The sequence below is a fragment of the Embleya sp. NPDC020886 genome, from assembly GCF_044333915.1.
In the GTDB taxonomy this organism is placed as follows: Bacteria; Actinomycetota; Actinomycetes; order Streptomycetales; family Streptomycetaceae; genus Embleya.
The window spans coordinates 578331-597747 of the sequence record NZ_JBIRRX010000004.1 but is presented as its reverse complement, the minus strand read 5'-3'; the positions used below and the strand labels follow the sequence as shown (position 1 = coordinate 597747).

15 protein-coding genes are annotated in these 19417 nt (G+C 72.0%); 7 read left to right on the top strand and 8 right to left on the bottom strand.

The window, feature by feature from the left end:
* Window positions 1-163: 163 nt before the first annotated feature.
* The 5 genes from ACH4U8_RS17615 to ACH4U8_RS17595 form a co-directional block, all read right to left on the bottom strand.
* The gene (locus ACH4U8_RS17615) at window positions 164-850 is read right to left on the bottom strand and encodes a DUF4191 domain-containing protein (protein WP_360304881.1); all 687 of its coding nucleotides are present in this window, start codon (window positions 848-850) and stop codon (window positions 164-166) included.
* 139 nt (window positions 851-989) lie between these two features.
* The gene (locus ACH4U8_RS17610; protein ID WP_379991227.1) at window positions 990-1253 is read right to left on the bottom strand and encodes a hypothetical protein; all 264 of its coding nucleotides are present in this window, start codon (window positions 1251-1253) and stop codon (window positions 990-992) included.
* A 91-nt stretch (window positions 1254-1344) separates the two neighbouring features.
* Window positions 1345-2316 (bottom strand): lipoyl synthase, encoded by a 972-nt coding sequence (gene lipA, locus ACH4U8_RS17605; protein ID WP_360304877.1) that lies wholly within the window; start codon window positions 2314-2316, stop codon window positions 1345-1347.
* Between the two features lie 231 nt (window positions 2317-2547).
* Entirely contained in the window at window positions 2548-3342 is a 795-nt protein-coding gene (lipB, locus tag ACH4U8_RS17600) for a lipoyl(octanoyl) transferase LipB (RefSeq protein ID WP_379991223.1), read from the bottom strand.
* A gap of 28 nt (window positions 3343-3370) precedes the next feature.
* The gene (locus tag ACH4U8_RS17595; RefSeq protein WP_360304873.1) at window positions 3371-4072 is read right to left on the bottom strand and encodes a hypothetical protein; all 702 of its coding nucleotides are present in this window, start codon (window positions 4070-4072) and stop codon (window positions 3371-3373) included.
* A gap of 477 nt (window positions 4073-4549) precedes the next feature.
* Between ACH4U8_RS17595 and ACH4U8_RS17590 the strand changes: the two genes are divergently transcribed.
* Window positions 4550-5920 carry a regulator gene (locus ACH4U8_RS17590; protein ID WP_395778661.1) on the top strand — a complete coding sequence of 457 codons (1371 nt, stop codon included), beginning with the start codon at window positions 4550-4552 and terminating at the stop codon, window positions 5918-5920.
* Between the two features lie 70 nt (window positions 5921-5990).
* Here ACH4U8_RS17590 and ACH4U8_RS17585 read toward each other — a convergent pair whose 3' ends face one another.
* Entirely contained in the window at window positions 5991-7235 is a 1245-nt protein-coding gene (locus tag ACH4U8_RS17585) for an NAD(P)/FAD-dependent oxidoreductase (protein WP_379991221.1), read from the bottom strand.
* A gap of 371 nt (window positions 7236-7606) precedes the next feature.
* Here ACH4U8_RS17585 and ACH4U8_RS17580 point away from each other — a divergent pair, with 371 nt between their 5' ends.
* From ACH4U8_RS17580 to ACH4U8_RS17565, 4 genes are all read left to right on the top strand, one after another.
* Window positions 7607-8464 carry a helix-turn-helix domain-containing protein gene (locus ACH4U8_RS17580; RefSeq protein ID WP_395778659.1) on the top strand — a complete coding sequence of 286 codons (858 nt, stop codon included), beginning with the start codon at window positions 7607-7609 and terminating at the stop codon, window positions 8462-8464.
* Between the two features lie 110 nt (window positions 8465-8574).
* On the top strand, window positions 8575-8916 hold the full coding sequence (locus ACH4U8_RS17575; RefSeq protein WP_360304866.1) for a VOC family protein: 342 nt from the start codon (window positions 8575-8577) through the stop codon (window positions 8914-8916).
* Window positions 8917-9115: 199 nt separating this feature from the next.
* Window positions 9116-10567: an MFS transporter gene (locus ACH4U8_RS17570; protein WP_360304864.1), complete on the top strand. Its 1452-nt coding sequence runs from the start codon at window positions 9116-9118 to the stop codon at window positions 10565-10567.
* A 337-nt stretch (window positions 10568-10904) separates the two neighbouring features.
* Window positions 10905-11819 carry a phosphatase PAP2 family protein gene (locus tag ACH4U8_RS17565; RefSeq protein ID WP_360304863.1) on the top strand — a complete coding sequence of 305 codons (915 nt, stop codon included), beginning with the start codon at window positions 10905-10907 and terminating at the stop codon, window positions 11817-11819.
* On the opposite strand, the gene ACH4U8_RS17560 is transcribed toward ACH4U8_RS17565, so the two are convergent.
* Entirely contained in the window at window positions 11783-14791 is a 3009-nt protein-coding gene (locus ACH4U8_RS17560) for a bifunctional [glutamine synthetase] adenylyltransferase/[glutamine synthetase]-adenylyl-L-tyrosine phosphorylase (protein ID WP_395778900.1), read from the bottom strand. The two genes, ACH4U8_RS17565 and ACH4U8_RS17560, sit on opposite strands and share 37 nt — an antisense overlap.
* Window positions 14792-14851: 60 nt before the next feature.
* Between ACH4U8_RS17560 and ACH4U8_RS17555 the strand changes: the two genes are divergently transcribed.
* Entirely contained in the window at window positions 14852-15670 is an 819-nt protein-coding gene (locus ACH4U8_RS17555) for a TetR/AcrR family transcriptional regulator (RefSeq protein WP_360304859.1), read from the top strand.
* Window positions 15671-15760: 90 nt separating this feature from the next.
* Here ACH4U8_RS17555 and glnA read toward each other — a convergent pair whose 3' ends face one another.
* A complete protein-coding gene (glnA, locus tag ACH4U8_RS17550; RefSeq protein WP_360304857.1) occupies window positions 15761-17122 on the bottom strand; it encodes a type I glutamate--ammonia ligase in 1362 nt (453 codons plus the stop codon).
* A gap of 469 nt (window positions 17123-17591) precedes the next feature.
* On the opposite strand from glnA, the gene ACH4U8_RS17545 reads away from it, so the two are divergent.
* Window positions 17592-19358 carry an NAD+ synthase gene (locus ACH4U8_RS17545; RefSeq protein ID WP_395778657.1) on the top strand — a complete coding sequence of 589 codons (1767 nt, stop codon included), beginning with the start codon at window positions 17592-17594 and terminating at the stop codon, window positions 19356-19358.
* The last annotated feature ends 59 nt before the right edge of the window (window positions 19359-19417 follow it).

The window sequence follows — 19417 nt, the reverse complement described above, 5'->3', positions numbered from 1 at the left end:
CGCCCACCGCCCCCCCCCCCGGCGCCGCGCCCCCCTCGGGCCCCGCCCCGGGGGGGGGGGGCCCCCCCCGCCCCCCCCCCCGGGCGCCCCCCCCCCCCCCCCCGCCGCTCTCGTGTGTGATCGGGTGGGGACGGGGTGTTGCCGCCGTGTCGCGCGGGGTGGGTCAGCCGCGCGGGCCGCGCGGCATGCGCGCGCCCTTCGGCATCGGGCCCTTGGGCACCGGCATGTTCTTCATCAGGTCGCCGACCGCGCGCAGACGGTCGTTGACCACCGCGACCTCGGGCTTGGCCATGGTCGGCGACAACTTCATGATGTGCCGCTGCAGCTTGAGCAGCGGGACCTGACCCTCTTCGTTGCCGACGATGATCGTGTGCACCGTGGTGCTCGCCACCAGGCGGGACATCCGCTTCTTCTCATCGGCCAGCAGTCGCGTCACGCGACCGGGCTGGCCCTCGCCCACCAGGATGATGCCGGGGCGACCCACGGCGCGATGGACGACATCCTGCTGGCGGGTGATGGCCACGGTGGGGGTCACGACCCAGCCACGCTTGAGTGACTGCATGACCGCCAACGCGGCGCCGGGCTGGCCCTCCATCTGGCCGAGCACCGACTTCTCGGCCCGTCGTCCGAAGATGAAGGCCGCCGCGAGCAGACCCACGAGGGCACCGAAGATGCCCAGGTAGATCGGATGTCCCCACCAGAAGCCGATGGCCAGGAGTACTGCGAATACGCCCAGGCCCCAGGCCGCCACAATCAAGCCGACCCACGGATCGGCCTTCTTCGTCTGCTGGTAGGCGAGCCGGATCTGCTTCAGCCGGCCGCTCTTCTCGGTTGGTTCCTTGCTCGCCATGTGAAAAGGATACTGGCGTGTCATCCACCCGGGACAATGCCTGCCGACAGCTTGTCCGAACCTTCATGCGCGCGGCGCAGCGGTACGGCCGCCCGCCGCGGGTGAACCCCCGGTGAACGGCCGTACGGCGATCCGCGCGTCAGTGCGAGCCGGCGCCCGGGGCCGGCTTGACCGGGGCGAGCCGGGCCAGGATCTCGGAGGCCTCGGCGCGGGCGCGGGCGCGATTGCGGTCCGCGCACACGGCCGCCCACGCGTTGCGTCGTGCGGTGCGCTGACCGCCCTCGAACATCAGCACGGTCTCGACGGCCCGGAAGACCCGGCCCACGGTCGCCCGGCGGGCCGCGGCGCCGCGGTCGAACGCGTCGCGCAACACCGAGGCGTTGCCCTGCTGCCTGTCCTGCATCACGTCGTCCCCCTACCTGTTCTCGGTGCGAAGGTTCGCCGCACTGCGGCCGACTCTCGCAACAATGTGTTACCAAACGATGACGTCCGGGTCAAACCGACGTGAAAGTCTGCATACCTTCGCCCGAAGCGGAGCGGGACTCGCGCACTTCCAGGGCTTGGCGGTAGAGCCGGCCCGCGCGGTACGACGAGCGGACCAGGGGTCCGGAGAGCACGCCCGCGAAGCCGATCTCCTCGGCCTCCTCGTTCAGCTCGACGAACTCCTCCGGGCGCACCCAGCGCTCGACGGGGTGGTGCCGCACGCTCGGCCGCAGGTATTGCGTGATGGTCAGCAGCTCGCAGCCGGCGTCGTACAGGTCCTGCATGGCCTGGCTGACCTCGGCGCGCTCCTCGCCCATGCCCAGGATCAGGTTGGACTTGGTGACCAGGCCGTCGGCCCGGGCCTGGGTGATCACGTCGAGCGAACGCTCGTAGCGGAAGCCGGGTCGGATGCGCTTGAAGATGCGCGGCACCGTCTCGATGTTGTGCGCGAGCACCTCGGGACGGGACGAGAACACCTCGGCCAACTGGTCCGGTTGCGCGGTGAAGTCCGGGATCAGCAGCTCCACCCCGGTGCCCGGGTTCAGCTCCTTGATCTGGCGGACCGTCTCCGCGTACAGCCACGCACCGCCGTCGGGCAGGTCGTCGCGGGCGACGCCGGTGACGGTCGCGTACTTCAGCCCCATCGCCTGGACCGACTCCGCGACGCGGCGCGGCTCGTCACGGTCGAGCTCGGCCGGCTTGCCGGTGTCGATCTGGCAGAAGTCGCAGCGCCGGGTGCACTGATCGCCGCCGATCAGGAAGGTCGCCTCGCGGTCCTCCCAACATTCGTAGATGTTGGGGCAACCGGCCTCCTCGCACACCGTGTGCAGTCCCTCGCGCTTCACGAGTTGCTTGAGCTCGGTGTACTCGGGGCCCATCTTCGCCCGGGTCTTGATCCACGAAGGCTTGCGCTCGATGGGAGTCTCCGCGTTGCGGACCTCCAGGCGAAGCAGCTTGCGGCCGTCGGGTGCGACAGCGGACACGCGCGACTCCCTTTGCTCGGGGCAGCCTGCGGGGCGGGACAGACTGCGGAGGGCCCGTCAGGATGATCCGGGCCCGTGGTGGGGCGGTGCGTCCAGAGTACGCCGAGCGATTCGGGCCTCCGGACGGCCCATCCGGTGGCAACCGGGACGAACCCGGGTGGATTCCCCGGATGCCGGATTCGGTACGAGGCGTGCGTCACGCGGGCCGGTGTACGGGCCGGTGTGCGGGCCTCACACGCTCACGGACGCGAACACCTCGGCCAGGTGCTTCTCGGCCAGCGGCAGCACCTCGGAAACGGTGACCTCGCGGCCCAGTTCGCGACTCAGCGAGGTGACGCCGGCGTCCTTGATGCCGCACGGCACGATCCGGTCGTAGTACGTCATGTCCGCGTCGCAGTTGATCGCGAAGCCGTGCATGGTCACCTTGCGCGAGACCCGGACGCCGATCGCCGCGAGCTTGCGGTCGTCGCCGCGCTGGCCCGCGTTGGAGGGCGCGTACTCCGGGCCGGCCAGGCGCGGGTCGAACTCCGGGTGCAGGCGCGGGTCGGGCGCGGCCACCAGGCGGTCGTCCAGGCGCAGGTCGAGCCCGCCGACCGGGGTCGGGCTCGGCGGCACCGCGTCGCCCAGGACCCAGACCCCGCTGCGACCCTCGATCCGGGTGGTCTCCAGGCCCAGCTCGGCGCAGACCCGGATCAGCGCCTCCTCCATCCGACGCACGTGCGCGACCACGTCGACCGGCTCGGGCAGCCGCACGATCGGGTAGCCGACGAGTTGGCCGGGGCCGTGCCAGGTGATCTTGCCGCCCCGGTCCACGTCGACCACGGGGGTGCCGTCCATCGGGCGTTCGGAGGGGTCCGTGCGGCGACCGGCCGTGTACACCGCGGGGTGCTCCAGGAGCAGGCAGGTATCGGCGGACTCCCCGCTCACCACCTGCGCGTGCACGCGGCGCTGCTCCTCCCAGGCGGCCTCGTACGGAACGGCGGCGGCGCCGAGGCCCAGGTGCACGAATCGCAAGAAGTTGGTCACGCGCACCAGCGTACGACGGGGCCGAACGTCACCGATGGCCGGCGTCGAGCCCGCGGACCGTGCAGGTCACGCCGGTGAAGGTGCAGCCGATCGCGGCGACTCGGCCGTACAGCCCGAACTCGATCACCGCGCTGGCTCCGGGGGCCAACGGGCCGTTGCCGCGCGCGGTGGCGACCCCGCGATCGGTGCTCGTGCGCATGCCCTCGCCCCACAACATGGTGAAGCCGCTCTGTCGGCCGGACGTGGTGAGGGTCAGGTCCCAGGCGGGCAGCGGTCGTGTGGTGCGGTTGGTGATGACCACCGTGCCGTCGACACCCCAACCGGAATCGGTCACCCGGGCGTCGACGGAGATGTCCTTGGGGCCGGTGGTGGCCGGCGGTGCCGGGACGGACGGGGCGATCGAGGCGGGCGGCGCGGTGGAGCGGGCCGCCGTGGGGCCGGTACCGGCGGTCGCGCTCGCCGAGGCGGACGGTGACCGCCCGGCCGACCGGGTCGGGCTCGCGCCCGGCGACGAGGTCGCGCCCGGGCTTGTCGGGACGGTGCGGGGCAGCGGGTAGGCGGGCGCGGGCAGCGGCAGGTTCAGGTCGTTCGGAATCGCGCGTTTGCCGCCCTTGTCGTCGCCCGAACCGGAGAACAGGAAGACGCCACTGGTGAGCAGCAGGCACACGAGTGCGACCACGGCCAGGGGGATCACGATCCCGCGGGCGGTGTCGTCGGGCTGCCGGGTCACGCGTGCGCTTCCTTCGAGTGGGTGCGGCCGCGGGGGCGGGCCGCGGGACGGGTCGTCGGTCGGATCCGGCCGGTTGCGCGACTCGGTCACCCGAATCGACTCGCCGGCGGCCGATTCGGTTCCGGTTGTGCGGTTCGGGTGTTCCGGCTCGGGACATCGGGCTTCGGCCGGGGGGTCGATCACCCCATCGGGTGAACTGCCTCGCGCATGTTCCACCACGGCTTCGTGCACCGCAAGAGACCTATCGATGGTGATGCCGCATCGCATCCGCCCCGAGGATTCGGCAGGTTCTGCCGAACTCGACCACGACAGGCCGCCGTCGCGCCGGATTCGCCACCCGACCGCCGGGCCGGCCCCGGTAGCTCGAAAGGGTCATTGTTGCGAGCGTTCGGGTTGTAGCGCTCCAGAAATCGCTAGATTCTCGCGCGATCACCCACCCACACCGAACCACCGCACCAGCGGGAGGCGTTCATCTCCATGGCAGCCAGGGTCGAGCGGCGCCCCAATCACCGGCTGGCGGCGCTTGTCGAGGAAGCCGGTTTCTCGCATGCCGGTCTGGCCCGACGCGTTGACCAACTCGGTGCGGAACAGGGCATCGATCTGCGATACGACAAGACCTCCGTGGCGCGCTGGCTGCGTGGCCAACATCCGCGCGGAATCGTGCCGATACTGCTTGCCGAGGTCTTCACCCAGCGACTCGGCCGCAAGCTCAGCGCCGAGGACCTGGGCATGGCCGGATGCCGGCCGGACTACGCCGGGCTCGAATACGCGTCGGGGCCGCCCGAGGCGGTCGAGATCGTCACGGGCATGTGGCAGGCCGACTCGGCGCAACGATCCGCGCTGGTGGAGGCCGCGTTCACGCCCGGGGCGCTGGTGGTGCCCAGTCGGGACTGGCTGATCGGCGCCGGCGACGAGCGGCCGGCCCGGCAGGACGGCGATCGGGTCGGGCCGGGCGACGTGGCCGCGGTGCGTGCGGTCGGCGAGGCGTTCCGGCGGTTGGACAACTCGTTCGGCGGCGGGCACGGCAGGCAGGCGTTGGTGCGCTACCTGGACACGGAGGTGACCGCGATACTGCGCGGGACCTACGACTCGCGCACCGGCAGCGCGCTGTTCGGCGCGGCGGCCACGCTCACCCGGTTGGTCGGCTGGATGGCGTACGACGTGGGCGTGCACGGGATGGCGCAGCGCTACTTCGTACAGGCGTTGCGGCTGGCCCAGGCGTCGGGGGATCGGGCGCTCGGCGGCTTCGTGTTGTCCACGATGAGCCGACAGGCGGTCTACCTCGGCCACGGGCGCGAGGCGGTACAACTGGCGCGGGTCGCCCAGCAGGGCGCCTCGGGGGTGGCCACGCCCCGGGTCCGGGCGCTGTTCCACGCGGTCGAGGCGCGCGGGCACGGGCTGCTCGGGGACGCGCGGGCGTGCGGCGCGGCGCTGCTGCGCGCGGAGCAGGCGTTGGAGTGCGTGGCGCCCGGCGACGAGGAGCCGGAGTGGGTCGCGTTCATGAACGAGGCGCAGCTCACCGACGACCACGCGCACTGCTACCGGGACCTGGAGGACTACGACAAGGCTCGCGAGTACGCCGAGCGGTCGCTGCTGTTGCGCGGCAGCGAGTACACCCGCAGTCGGCTGTTCTGCCAGACGATCCTGGCCACCGCGTGGTTGGAGTTGGGCGAGGTCGAACAGGCGTGTCGGATCGAGGCGGAGGCGACGGAGCAGGCGGAGGGCCTGCGGTCGTCGCGGGCGGTGGACTACGTGCGCGAGTTCACGCATCGGCTGGCGCCGTATCGGGACGTGCCGGCGGTACGGGAGTTCGAGGCGCGGTCGGGGTGTTTCGTGCGGACCGCGTGAGCGTGGGGACGCGGGTGTGCCCGGGCCGGCTCGGGTCCGTGCTTGCCGCCTTCGGGCGTTCGGGCCCAAATCAGCCGGCCGGGACGCCCAGGTCCAGGAGGGCCGACCGGGCGGCTCGGCGGCCCGAGGCCAGGGCGCCCTGGATGGAGCTGGAGTCGCGATGGTCGCCGCAGACGTACAGGCCGCCGATCAGGCGGACCGGGCGGCGGAAGTTGTGGCCGGGCTCGACCACCGGGACGGCACGCGCGATGTGACAGGTGGTCAGGTGTGCCCACTCGGTGGTGGGCGTGTCGTAAACGACGGCCAGGCGTTCGCGGACCCGGAGTTCGAGCTTGGTCGGCTCCGCGCCGTCGTGGCCCAGCACGGTGGTGGCGATCAGCGCCCGCCGGTCCGGCGCGTAGGTGGGCGCGACCTGGGTGACCACCGCGGTGTGCGCGAACGGGCTGCGCGGGTCGGCCTCCACGAGCAGTGACGCGTCGGGTCGGGGGGCTTCGCGGGTCACGTGGTACAGCGTGGTCACCGGGTGGAACGCGGGCATCCGCAGGCCCGGCAACAGGGTCACCGCGGTGGTCGGGTCGGTGGCCACGATCACCGCGCCGGCGCGGATCTCGCCCGCCACGTCGGTGAGCACCCGGTCGGCCGAGACGGACAACACCCGCACGCCGTGACGCACCGCGCCGGCGGGCAACCCGGCGGCGAGTTGCGCCGGCACCGCCGCCATGCCGCGCGCGGGCAGCGCCACCCGGCCGCGCAGGAACGAGCGCAGCATCAACTCGGCGAATCGGCTGGACGAACACAACGCCGGATCGTGCAACAGCATGGCCAGCAGTGGGCGCAGCGTACGTCGGGTCAGTTCGGGCGGCAGCGCGCGCATCGTGGGCGCGTCGGCGATGCACCCCTCGGGCGCGCTCATCACCCGGGCCACCGGCGTGGACGCGGCCCGGGCGAGCAGCGCGGCCACCCGGGCCCGGTCGGTGCCATTGCCGTTGCGCAGTCCGCCGAGCGCGTCCCGCACCCGGCGGACATCGCCCACCCGCTGGGTGCGGCCGTCCTCGTGGAGCAGCACACCGGCCTGGAACGAACGCAACCCGAGGGCGACGACGTCCAATTGCCGGTTCACCTGAGGCCACGAGGTGGTCAGCGACTGGAAGCCGCGGTCGATCCGGAATCCGTCCACCAGATCGGTGCGCACCCGCCCGCCGGGCCGTTCCGCGGCCTCCAGCACGGTCACCGGAACCCCCGCCGCCGCCACCGTCCGCGCCGCGCTCAACCCGGCCAGCCCCGCCCCCACCACGATCACCTCGGTTCGACGCACGTCCACCACGGTCGTCCTCCCGTCCCCCTGCCCACGGCCGCAGGCGCCGCGGAGTCGGTTTCGTCGCCTACAGGTCATACCCACGGAATTCACCGAACGCGCCTTGCCCCACACGGGAGTTGGCCCGGAGTCGAACAAGGGGTGGGGGCTCTCGGCGAGTGCGGGTGGGCCGCCCGGCGGCGGTCGCAGCGCACGGCGACCCGGCGGGCCGCGGCACCGGATCACGAGCGCCGTACGCGAGACGCGGAGCGCCCCCGTCGGGGAGATCCCACCCGAGCCGGTCGCGGGTCCCGTCGCCGAACCGCCCCACCGCACCGCGCCCGCGAGCTCGCCTCGGGCCCCTCGCCCCGGCGCGCGAGACTGGAGGGGTGGTGAGCTTCGGTGGGATTCGGCGTGGGAGTGGCCCGGGCGGGCGCTGGGAGGCCGCCGTCGGGCACCCGCGGCGCGGGCTCGACGGGCTGGTGGTCGGCTATGGCGGGTTCTGCGAGTCGCTGGGCGGGCCGATCGTGCGGCACGAGTTGCCGGCGCCGGTGCTGGTGTTGTTGATCGGCCTCGGCGGGCCACTCTCGTTGTTGCGGGGCGGGCGCGGCGGCCCCGCGGCCGAGGCGGCGTTGGTGGGGGTCGGGCGGGGAGGGGTCGAGGCGGCGCACGCCGGCAGTCAGCGCGTCCTGGAGGTGCGACTCTCGCCGTTGGCGGCGGGAGTGCTCTTCGACGTACCGGCGAGCGAGTTGGCCGAACAGGTGGTGGACGTGGCCGAGCTTTGGCCGGGTACGGGCGAGCTGGTCGAGCGGCTGCGCGGGGACTCGGGGTGGGCGGAGCGGTTCGAGCGCGTCGAGGCGGCCCTGGGCGCGCGGGCCGAGCGGGGACACGGCGCCGATCCGGTGTTGGCCGGGTCGTGGCGCCGGGTGACCGATCGCCGGGGCGATCTCGGGATCGGCCTGTTGCACGAGCAGACCGGCTGGAGTCGCAAACGCCTGGCCCAACGGTTCCGGGCCGAGATCGGGTTGCCACCGAAGGCGATGGCCAATCTGGTGCGGTTCGAGCACGCCGTCTACCTGCTCCGTCGGCCCGAGGTGCGATCGCTCGCCGAGGTGGCGATCCGCTGCGGGTACTACGACCAGGCCCACCTCAATCGCGAGTTCAAGGAGTACGCCGGCTGCACGCCGACCGCGTTCCTCGGCGGCCTGGCCGGCGACGCCTCGGGCGCGGCCATGGCCGCCGGCGTCTGACGGCGGTTCGACGGGGCCGCCGAGGGCCGGGCGGCGGCCCAAATATCCAAGACCACGACAAGTCGCCCGCCTACCGTCGAGGAATCATTCACCGACACGCGGGAGTCGTCATGCACGGCGAGCCGACCTTCTTCGAGATCGGCGTCCCGGATCCGCTCCGGGCGCAAACCTTCTTCGGCCGACTGTTCGACTGGAAGTTCCCACCGACCGGCGAGCCGGGCCAGGTCTCGATCACCACGCCGACCGTCCGGGGCGGGCTGCACGGCGGGGACCCGTCGTCGTCCGTCACGATGTTCTTCGCGGTGGAGGACATCGAGGCGAGCGTTCGGCTCGTCCGCGAGTTGGGCGGGACCGCGGAGGATGCCCGCCCGGAGGAACCGGGCTTCGGACGGTTCGCACTGTGTACCGACGACCAGGGCGTGCCGTTCGGCCTGCACCGGATCGGCGGCTGACCGACCGCGTCCACTCGCCCACCCCGGAAAGGGCCCTGCCCCCGCGTCGGACTGCGGGAGCAGGGCCTTTCGCCGTCGCAGCCCGACGATTACATACCCCACCTAGGTATTTCCCGCCGACCCCTGGCGCATCGATACCCCCCTAGGGTATGTTCCTGATCGCTCGATACCCCCCATGCGTATCTACGGAGTGATCAGGATGTCTCAGTCGCAGGTCCAACCCAATCCACGCCGTTGGACCGCGTTGGCGCTCATTGCGCTGGCGCAGTTCATGGTCATCATGGACACGTCGATCATCGGTGTGGCGCTGCCGGAGATGCGGACCGATCTCGGGTTCTCGCAGGAGAACCTGTCCTGGGTGTTCAACGCCTACGTGGTCGCCTTCGGTGGGCTGTTGTTGCTCGGCGGGCGGCTGTCCGACCTGTTCGGCGCCAAGCGCATGTTCAGCACCGGCTGGGCCGTCCTGGGAGTCGGTTCGCTGGCCGCCGGTCTGGCCGACCAGGTCTGGGTCGAGCTCGCCGGGCGCGCCGTCCAGGGCGTCGGCGCCGCGCTCATCGCGCCCTCCGCGCTGACCCTGTTGATGATGCTCTTCGGCGGCAATCCCAAGGAGCTGACCAAGGCCTTCGCGCTGTACGGCGCCGCGGCCCCCGCCGGCGGCACGGCCGGCGTCTTCCTGGGCGGCCTGATCACCGAATACGCCAGTTGGCCGTGGGTCTTCTACATCAACATCCCGGTCGCGATCCTCGCCCTCGTCGCCACCCCGGCGCTGATGCCCGACGCCCCGGCCCGTCGCGGCGGCGTCGACATCCTGGGCGCGATCACCGTCACCGCCGGCCTCGGCGCCGCCGTCTACGCCGTCGTCCGGGCTCCCGAGACCGGCTGGGCCTCGGCCGAGACGCTCCTCGTCCTCGCCGCCGGTGTCGCCCTCATCGCGCTGTTCCTGCTGCTCCAGGGCAAGCGGGCCGAGCCGCTGATGCCGCTGCGCATCCTGCGCACGCCGGGCCTGGCCGGTGCCAACCTCGCCCAGTTGTTGATGGCGGGCGCCTGGATCCCGATGTGGTTCTTCCTCAACCTCTACCTCCAGGAGGTCCTCGGCCTGGGCGCCTTCGCCTCCGGCTCCGCGCTGCTGCCGATGACCGTCGCCATCATGGTGATGATGATCGTGCTCGCGCCGCGTCTGATCGCCCGCTTCGGCCCCTCCCCGCTCGTGGTCACCGGCCTCGCCGCGCTCGCCGGCGGCATGTTGTGGCTGTCCTTCGTCCGCTCCGACGGCAACTACTGGGTCGACGTCCTGCCCGCCTCCCTGCTCGCCGCCGCCGGCATGGCCCTCGCGTTCATCCCCTCCCTCGGCACCGCCATCTCCAGCGCCCGTCCCGAGGAGGGCGGCCTCGCCTCCGGCATCGTCAACACCAGCTACCAGATCGGCTCCGCCCTGGGCCTGGCCGCGATGACCGCCGTCGCCGCCGCGCACGGCTCCCGGGAGATCGGCAACCCCGCCGCGCTCACCGACGGCTTCTCCGCCGCGTTCCTCGGTGCCGCCGGGATCGCCGCCGCCGGCGCCCTGATCGCCGCCGTCACCCTGCGAGGGCGCACACCCGCGCCGACCACGACCTCCACCGACCGTCCGGCCGAGTCCCTCCCGACCCCCTGACCCCGACCCACCGGCGAAACCGCCGGCCGGACCCCGTCCACGACACGCGGCGCCGCCCTCTCGACGAATCCGAGGGGGCGGCACCGACGCGTCCCCGTCCCGCACCGCGACGCACCCCACCGCACGCCCGCCGACCCGCCCGAACGCCTGCCCGAGCCCATCGCGATACGTCCCGATACCTCCCCCCGGGGTAGGAGAAGATCGCCCTCGGATGGCCCTACGGGGTGATCGGCGAAAGCATGGGCTCTGGCAGACTTGACCCATGGGGGGCAATCCGAGCCGAGAGACCATGCCGCCGTCGGGGCGACGGGTGACCGACGAAGCCGGACGGACAACCATGCAGCCAGTCCCCACGAAGACCCGATTGCGTGCCTATCTGAGCACGCCGCGCCGGCCCAGATTCGTGGTCGAACTCGCGTTGATCGCGTTGAGCTACTGGGTCTACTCGCTGATTCGCAACGCGGTGCCCGAGCGCGAACACCTGGCCGTGCACCGCGCCCGACAGTTGCTCGATGTCGAGCAGGCGCTGCACATCGACATCGAACACAGCGTCAACCACGCGGTCAACGGCGTCACCTGGTTGATCGTGTCGATGAACTACTACTACGCGACGTTGCACTTCGTGGTGACCATCGGTGTCCTGGTGTGGCTCTTCCACCGACATCCCGGCCGCTACCGAGCCGTGCGTACGGTGTTGTTCCTGACCACCGGCCTGGCGCTGTTCGGATACTTCTTCTTCGCGTTGGCCCCGCCCCGATTGTTGCCGGGCGCGGGCTACATCGACACCGTCCTGGTCCACCACACGTGGGGCTCGATGGCGTCCGGGGACATGAAGAACGTCTCCAACCAGTACGCCGCGATGCCGTCGATGCACATCGGCTGGTCGACCTGGTGCGCGATGGCGATCGTGATGTTCGCCCGCCCGATGTGGGTCAAGGTGCTCGGGGTGTTGTACCCGATCGCGACCCTGTTCGTGATCGTGGCGACCGGCAACCACTTCGTGCTCGACGCGGTCGGCGGCTGGATCACCCTGGCCGCGGCCTTCGGCCTGCAGTGCCTGCTGAACGGGCGCTCCGCGTACCGCTTCCCGCAGTACCCACCGGACGACCCGCGCGCGGACGCCGGGCCCGGGGATCGACCCGCCGAGCCCGACCGTGTGCCCACCGGTGCGGGCGCGGGCCGGGACGAGGACGACGACCGGCGACGCGAGCGACCTCAGCGCGAGCCCGTCGAAGTCTCGTCCTCCCCGTAGAACACCCGCTCCACCACGACCCGGGCGAGCCGGGTCACCCGCCGATACTCCTCGATCAGGCTGCCGGTCTCGTCCGACGGGTGACCCAACAGCCGGGCCACCCCGCCCAGCTCGCGCACATCGGTCGGGAAGCTGTCCGAGGACCGGCCGCGCACGATCATCACCGCGTTGCGCACCCGGGTGGCCTCGACCCACGCGTCGTCCAGGATCTGCGCGTCGTGCCGGTCGAGCAGACCCGCGTCCCGGGCCGCCACGAGCCCCTGCCGAGTGCCGGTCACCCGCAGCTCGGGCACCGCGTGCGCGTGCCGCAACTGCAAGAGCTGCACCACCCACTCCACGTCGGCCAAGCCGCCGCGCCCGAGCTTGGTGTGCGTGGTCGGGTCGGCGCCGCGCGGCAGCCGCTCGGACTCGATCCGGGCCTTCATCCGGCGGATCTCCCGCACCTGGGTGTCGTCGATCCCGCCCCACGGGTGACGCAGCGGGTCGACCATCGCCAGGAACCGTCGGCCCAGCTCGGCGTCGCCGGAGGTGAAGTCGGCACGCAGCAGCGCCTGGCTCTCCCACAACTTGGACCAGCGCTCGTAGTAGGCGCGGTAGGACGCCAGCGTGCGCACCAGCGGGCCCTGCCGCCCCTCGGGCCGCAGGTCGGCGTCGATCAACAGCGGCGGATCCGTGGACGGGATCTGCAACAGTCGGCGCACCTCGTTGCACACGCTGTGCGCCGCCTTGGTCGCCGCCTCCTCGGGCGCGCCCTCGATCGGCTCGTGCACGAACATCACGTCCGCGTCGCTGCCGTAGCCCTGCTCGTAGCCGCCGAACCGGCCCATCGCGATGATCGCGATCCGGGTCGGGATCGGTCCCGTGCCGCGCTCGCACATGTCGATCGCGGCCCGGAGCGCGCCGGTCAGCGTCGCCGCGTTGACATCGGTGAGCGCCTTGCCGATGGCGTCCACGTCCAGCCGGCCCAGCACGTCGGCCGCGACGATCCGGAACAGCTCGCGTCGACGCACGCTGCGCGCCGCCTGCACCGCGCTCTCCGGCCCCGGCGCCCGCCCCACCGCGGCCAGGATCTCGGTCTCCAGCACGGCCCGCGAGCGCGGCCGAAGCCCGTCCGGATCGCCCAGGATCGCGACCGCCTCGGGTGCGCGCAGCAGCAGGTCCGGCGCCAGTCGCCCGGAGGCGAGCACCCGCGCCATGTACTCCGCCGCCGCCCCCGACGAACCCGCCCCCGAGTCGCGCAGCAGACGCAGATACCAGTGCGTGTTGCCGAGCGCGTCGGAGACCTGGCGAAACGCCAACAGCCCGGCGTCCGGATCCGCCGAGTCGGCGAACCAGCTCAGCATCACCGGCAGCAGCGTGCGCTGGATCGAGGCGCGCCGGCTGACCCCGGACGCGAGCGCCTCCAGGTGGCGCAGCGCGGCGGCCGGGTCGGCGTATCCCAGCGCCTCGAAGCGGGCCCGCGCGGCCTCCGGGGTCAGCCGCTGCTCGCCCGCCTTGAGTCGGGCGACCGCGTCCAGGAGCGGCCGGTAGAACAACTTCTCGTGCAGCCGGCGCACCTCCACCGTGCGCTGCTTCCACGCCTTCTCCAGCTCGCCCACCGGGTTCGCCCGCATGCCCATCGAGCGGCCGATCCGGCGCAGCTCGCCCGGGTCGGTGGGCATCAGGTGGGTGCGGCGCAGCCGGAAGAGCTGGATGCGGTGCTCCAGCGTGCGCAGGAAGCGGTACGCGGCGTCCAGCGCGGCGCCGTCGTCGCGCCCCACGTAGCCGGCCGCGGACAGCGCGGCGAGCGCGTCCAGGGTGGAGCCGCTGCGCAGCGCCGGGTCGGACTTGCCGTGCACCAACTGCAGGAGCTGGACCGCGAACTCGATGTCGCGCAGGCCGCCGGGCCCGAGCTTGACCTCGCGCTCCACCTCGCGTGCGGGGATGCTGTCCACGACACGGCGGCGCATCGCCTGCACGTCGGCGACGAAGTTCTCCCGGCGGGCGGCGGTCCACACCAGCGGGGACACGCTGTCCAGGTACTTGCGGCCCAGCGCCGGGTCGCCGGCCACCGGGCGGGCCTTGAGCAGGGCCTGGAACTCCCAGGTCTTGGCCCAGCGTTCGTAGTAGGCGAGGTGGCTGGCCAGGGTGCGGGTGAGCGGGCCGTTGCGGCCCTCCGGGCGCAGGTTGGCGTCCACCTCCCAGATCGAGCCCTCGACGGTGGTCGCCGAGCAGGTCCGCATCAGCGCGCCGGCCAGCCGATTGGCTGCGGCGACCGCGACGCCCTCGGGCACGCCGGGGGGTGCCTCGGCGACGAAGACCACGTCCACGTCGCTGATGTAGTTGAGTTCGCGTCCGCCGCACTTGCCCATGCCGATCACCGCGAGGCGGCACTGCTCGGCCTCGACCGGGTGTTCGCGCCGGACCAGGTCGAGCGCGGCGTCCAGGGTGGCGCCGGCCAGGTCGGCGAGTTCGGTGGCCACCGTCGGCTCGTCGGCGCTGCCGCACACGTCGCGGGCGGCGATCGAGAGCAGGCAGCGCCGGTAGCCGACCCGCAGCGCGACCAACGCCGGGTCGCCGCGCAGGCCGGCGGTGGCGGTGGTGAGCACGGCGTGGAAGTAGGCCGGCGTGGGTCGGGCGTCCTGGACGTCGTAGGTGACCAGCGTGCGCCAGTCGTCGGGGTGGCGCGCGAGGTGGTCGCCCAGTGCCGCGCTCACCCCCAGCACGCCCAGTATCCGGTCCCGGAAGGGCTTCGCCGAGGCGAGCGTGGACAACAGGACGGAGCGGTCGGCGGCGGCCTCGGCCAGTCGGACCAGACCGAGCAGTGCGAGGTCGGGGTCGGCGGTGGCGGCGAGCGCGTCCAGGAAGAGCGAGTCCTCCCCGGCGCCGAGCAGTGCCGGGTCGCGCAGGTTGCGTGCGGCGGCGGCGATGTCGGTGAAGCCGAGCCGGACCAGGCGCCCGTCGGTGGCCGCCGGTTCGCGGGGCTGATCCACAGGGGTCACCGGCCGAGCGTATCCGGTCAAACGGCTGATCGATCAAGAACGGAACTGGGAATGTGGACGCGCCGCACGGGACTCGCCGAGCCCCCCGACCGCGGCGAATTTCGAATGCGGCGCGCCCTCGCCCGGCGGCGGACGACAGTTCCGCTCTGCGAGCCGTCCGTCCCACGGCCCGAAGAGGCCTCCGTAGCAACGAACTGCCATACGCCACCGTACGGGACGTCACCCTACGTTAGCGTAGGTGTCATGCGCAACGGTGTTCCCTCGGAGAGGGTTCAATCAGACGACGAACCGGAACGGCCCGCTCGCCCCGGCCGCCGCACCCTCAGCCGAGAGGACTGGGCTCGGGCGGCCCTGGAAGCGATGCGAGGGGGCGGTCTGGGTGCGGTCGCGGTGGAACCCCTCGCGGAGAGCCTCGGCACCACCAAGGGCAGCTTCTACTGGCATTTCAAGGATCGCGACTCGCTCATCCAGGCGGCGCTGGAGCGCTGGGTGGCCGAGTCCGAGGAGCTGATGGCGGCGGCCGAACGCATCGAGGACCCGGTCGAACGCGGGCGCCGACTCACCGAGTACGCGTTCACCGCGCCCAGCGGCGCGGACATCACCACGACGCTGCTGATCCACGCCGAGCACCCGGTGGTGGGCCCGATCCTGGAACAGGTCACCCGGCGCCGGCTGGAGTTCGGCGCCCGCCTCACCGAGGAACTCGGCCTGCCCGCCGACGCCGCCTACCGGCACGCGCTGACCGCGCTGACGATGACCGTCGGCATCGCGCTGATCCGCCGGGGTGCGCCGCAACTGCTGCCCCAGGGCGAGGACAAGGACGCCTACGTCCGCTACATCCTGGAACTGCTGGGCCCGCCGATGAGGTGAGCACCCGCGCGCCGCCCGAGCACGAACGGCCCGACCCCACACCGGGGTCGGGCCGTTCGCGTGGCGCTCGCGCGCCGGCGCCGGATGCGCTCAGAGCACCGGCAGGTAGCGCTTCAGCTCGAAGGGAGTCACCTGCTGGCGGTACTCCTCCCACTCGTGCCGCTTGTTGCGCAGGAAGAACTCGAAGACGTGCTCGCCGAGGATCTCCGGCAGCAGTTCGCTGCGTTCCATCAGCGCGATCGCCTCGGCCAGGTTCTGCGGCAGCGGCGCGATGCCCAGCGCGCGCCGCTCGGCGTCGGTCAGCGCCCACACGTCGTCCTCGGCGCCGGGGGGCAGTTCGTAGCCCTCCTCGACGCCCTTGAGCCCGGCGCCGAGCAGCACGGCGTAGGCCAGGTAGGGGTTGCACGCCGAGTCGATCTGGCGCACCTCGATCCGGGTGGACTGCCCCTTGGTGGGCTTGTACATCGGCACCCGCACCAGGGCGGAGCGGTTGTTGTGGCCCCAGCAGATGTAGGAGGGGGCCTCGCCGCCCATGCCCGCGGTGCGCGCCGACGCGCCCCACAGCCGCTTGTAGGAGTTGACCCACTGGTTGGTGATCGCGGCCATCTCGCCCGCGTGCATGAGCAGGCCCGCGATGAACGAGCGGCCGATCTTGGAGAGCTGGTACTCCGCGCCGGCCTCGTAGAACGCGTTGCGGTCGCCCTCGAACAGCGACAGGTGGGTGTGCATGCCGGAACCGGGGTGCTCGGAGAACGGCTTGGGCATGAAGGACGCGTGCACGCCCTGCTCCAGCGCGACCTCCTTGACCACCAGGCGGAAGGTCATGATGTTGTCCGCCGTGCTCAGCGCGTCCGCGTAGCGCAGGTCGATCTCCTGCTGGCCCGGCGCGCCCTCGTGGTGGCTGAACTCGACCGAGATGCCCATGTTCTCGAGCATCGTGATCGCCTGCCGGCGGAAGTCCTGGCCGACCGGCTGCGGGGTGTGGTCGAAGTAGCCGCTGTGGTCCACCGGGGTCGGCGGGCGCCCGTCGACCGGCTTCTCCTTGAACAGGAAGAACTCGATCTCGGGGTGCGTGTAGAAGGTGAAACCCTTCTCCGACGCCCGCTCCAGGGTGCGCTTGAGCACGTAGCGCGGGTCCGCGAAGGACGGCGAGCCGTCGGGCATCAGGATGTCGCAGAACATCCGCGCGGTGCCGGGTGCCTCGGCCCGCCACGGCAGGATCTGGAACGTGGCCGGATCCGGCTTCGCGAGCATGTCGGACTCGTGTACGCGCGCGAATCCCTCGATCGCCGAGCCGTCGAAGCCGATGCCTTCCGCGAAGGCCTGCTCCAGCTCGGCCGGAGCCACCGCGACCGACTTCAGGAAGCCGAGCACATCGGTGAACCACAGCCGCACGAACCGGATGTCGCGCTCCTCGAGGGTGCGGAGCACGAACTCCTGCTGCTTATCCATAATTCCCTATCCTTGCAGGTCGGACGGCCTGTGAGCGATCGGCAGGGGCACTGCGGGCACACGAGTATCCCGCTCCAGGGTTTCGGGCACATTACGTACCCTTTGCGTTGCCCCCGGACTCGCGCACGGGTGGCGTGGTGCTCGCGTGGCTCCCGTGGTCCTGTACCCCGAGAACCGCTCCATGGGCGACCTGCGGGATACCTTCTTCGCGCGGCATCGCAGCCTTCGGGAATTCCGTCGGGCGAGCCGTCGAGGCCCGGTGCTCAACGGTGTCCAGGGTATCGCCCGAGTGCGTTGCCGCCGAGCCCCGGGCCTGCTCGAACAAACGTCTTTCGCCCGCCGTTCGCCTGCGGTTTTCCGGCCGGCCGAGCAGCCGCCACGACACCCTGGGTGGGGGTCCGCGCGGCGCGGCGTCGACACTCACGGCTTATTCGTCACTTTGACGTCAAGGTCGGGTACATTGCATCGGGTGACCCGGATTCGCATCGCCCTCGCCCAGATCAACCCCACGGTCGGCGACCTCGAAGGCAACGCCGAACTGATCCTCGGCCGCACCCGGTCGGCGGCCGACCGCGGCGCGTCGCTCGTCGCCTTCCCGGAGATGGCACTCACCGGATACCCGGTCGAGGACCTGGCCCTGCGCTCGTCCTTCGTCCAGGCGTCGCGACGCGCGCTGGAGGCGCTCGCGGCCCGCCTGGCCGCCGAGGGGCTGGGCGAGGTGACCGTCGTGGTGGGCCACCTCGACCGCTGCGACATGTCCACACCGCGGCTGGGCCGCCCGGCCGGCGCGCCGCAGAACGCGGTCGCGGTGCTGCACGGCGGCCGGATCGTGGCCCGCTCGGCCAAGCACCACCTGCCCAACTACGGCGTCTTCGACGAATACCGCTACTTCGTCCCCGGCGATGGGCTCCTGGTCGTCCGGATCGGCGGGGTCGACATCGCGATCGCCGTCTGCGAGGACCTGTGGCAGGAGGGCGGCCCGGTGGCCGCCGCGCGCGCCGCGCGGGTCGGCCTGCTGCTGTCGATCAACGCCTCGCCGTACGAGCTGAGCAAGGACGACTCGCGCCTGGAACTGGTCCGCCGCCGCGCCCGCGAGGCCGACTGCGCCCTCGCCTACGTCAACGCCTTCGGCGGCCAGGACGAGCTGGTCTTCGACGGCGACTCGCTGATCGTGGACGCCGAGGGACGGGTGCTCTCACGCGCCGCGCGGTTCCGCGAGGAGTTGCTGATCGCCGACCTGGAGCTGCCCGAGCACACCGTGGACGACAGCGTGTACGGCACGGGCGACGTGGTGGCCGACGGCCTGACCATCCGGCAGGTGATCGTCACCGGGCACGCCGCGCCGGTGCCCGCGCCCGCCGTCGAGCCCTCGATCGCCCCCGCCCTGTCGGACGACGCGGAGATCTACGGCGCGCTGGTCCTGGGGCTGCGCGACTACGTGGTCAAGAACGGCTTCGAATCGGTGTTGTTGGGCCTGTCCGGCGGGATCGACTCGGCCCTGGTCGCGGCGATCGCGGCCGACGCGGTGGGCGGCCCCAACGTCCACGGCATCTCGATGCCGAGCAGCTACTCCTCCGCGCACTCCGAGACGGACGCGGCCGACAGCGCCGAACGCATCGGGCTCGACCATCGCCGAATCCCGATCGCGCCGATGGTGGACGCCTACCTGAACGCGCTCGCGCTGACCGGTCCGGCCGAGGAGAACCTCCAGGCGCGGGTGCGCGGCACCACCTTGATGGGCCTGTCCAACCAGGAGGGCCATCTGGTCCTGGCCACCGGCAACAAGAGCGAACTGGCCTGCGGATACTCCACCCTCTACGGCGACGCGGTGGGCGGTTTCGCGCCGATCAAGGACGTGCCCAAGACCGTGGTGTGGCGGTTGGCGCGGTGGCGCAACGCGGAGGCCGAGCGGCGCGGCGAGCCCGCCCCGATCCCGGAGAACTCGATCACCAAGCCGCCGAGCGCCGAGTTGAGCCCGGGCCAGGTCGACAGCGACTCGCTGCCGCCGTACGAACTGCTCGACGACATCCTGGACGACTACGTCGAGCGGGACATCGGTCGCGACGAGATCGTGGCCGCGGGTTTCGAGCCGGCGATGGTGGATCGCGTCCTCAAGCTGGTGGACACCGCCGAGTACAAGCGTCGGCAGTATCCGCCGGGCACCAAGATCTCGCTCAAGGCGTTCGGCCGGGACCGGCGGCTGCCGATCACCAACCGGTGGCGCGAGAGCGGCTGAGCACGGCGCCGACCCCGGACCGGGCGGGCGGCGGACAAACCGGCAGGGCCCGGCCGACG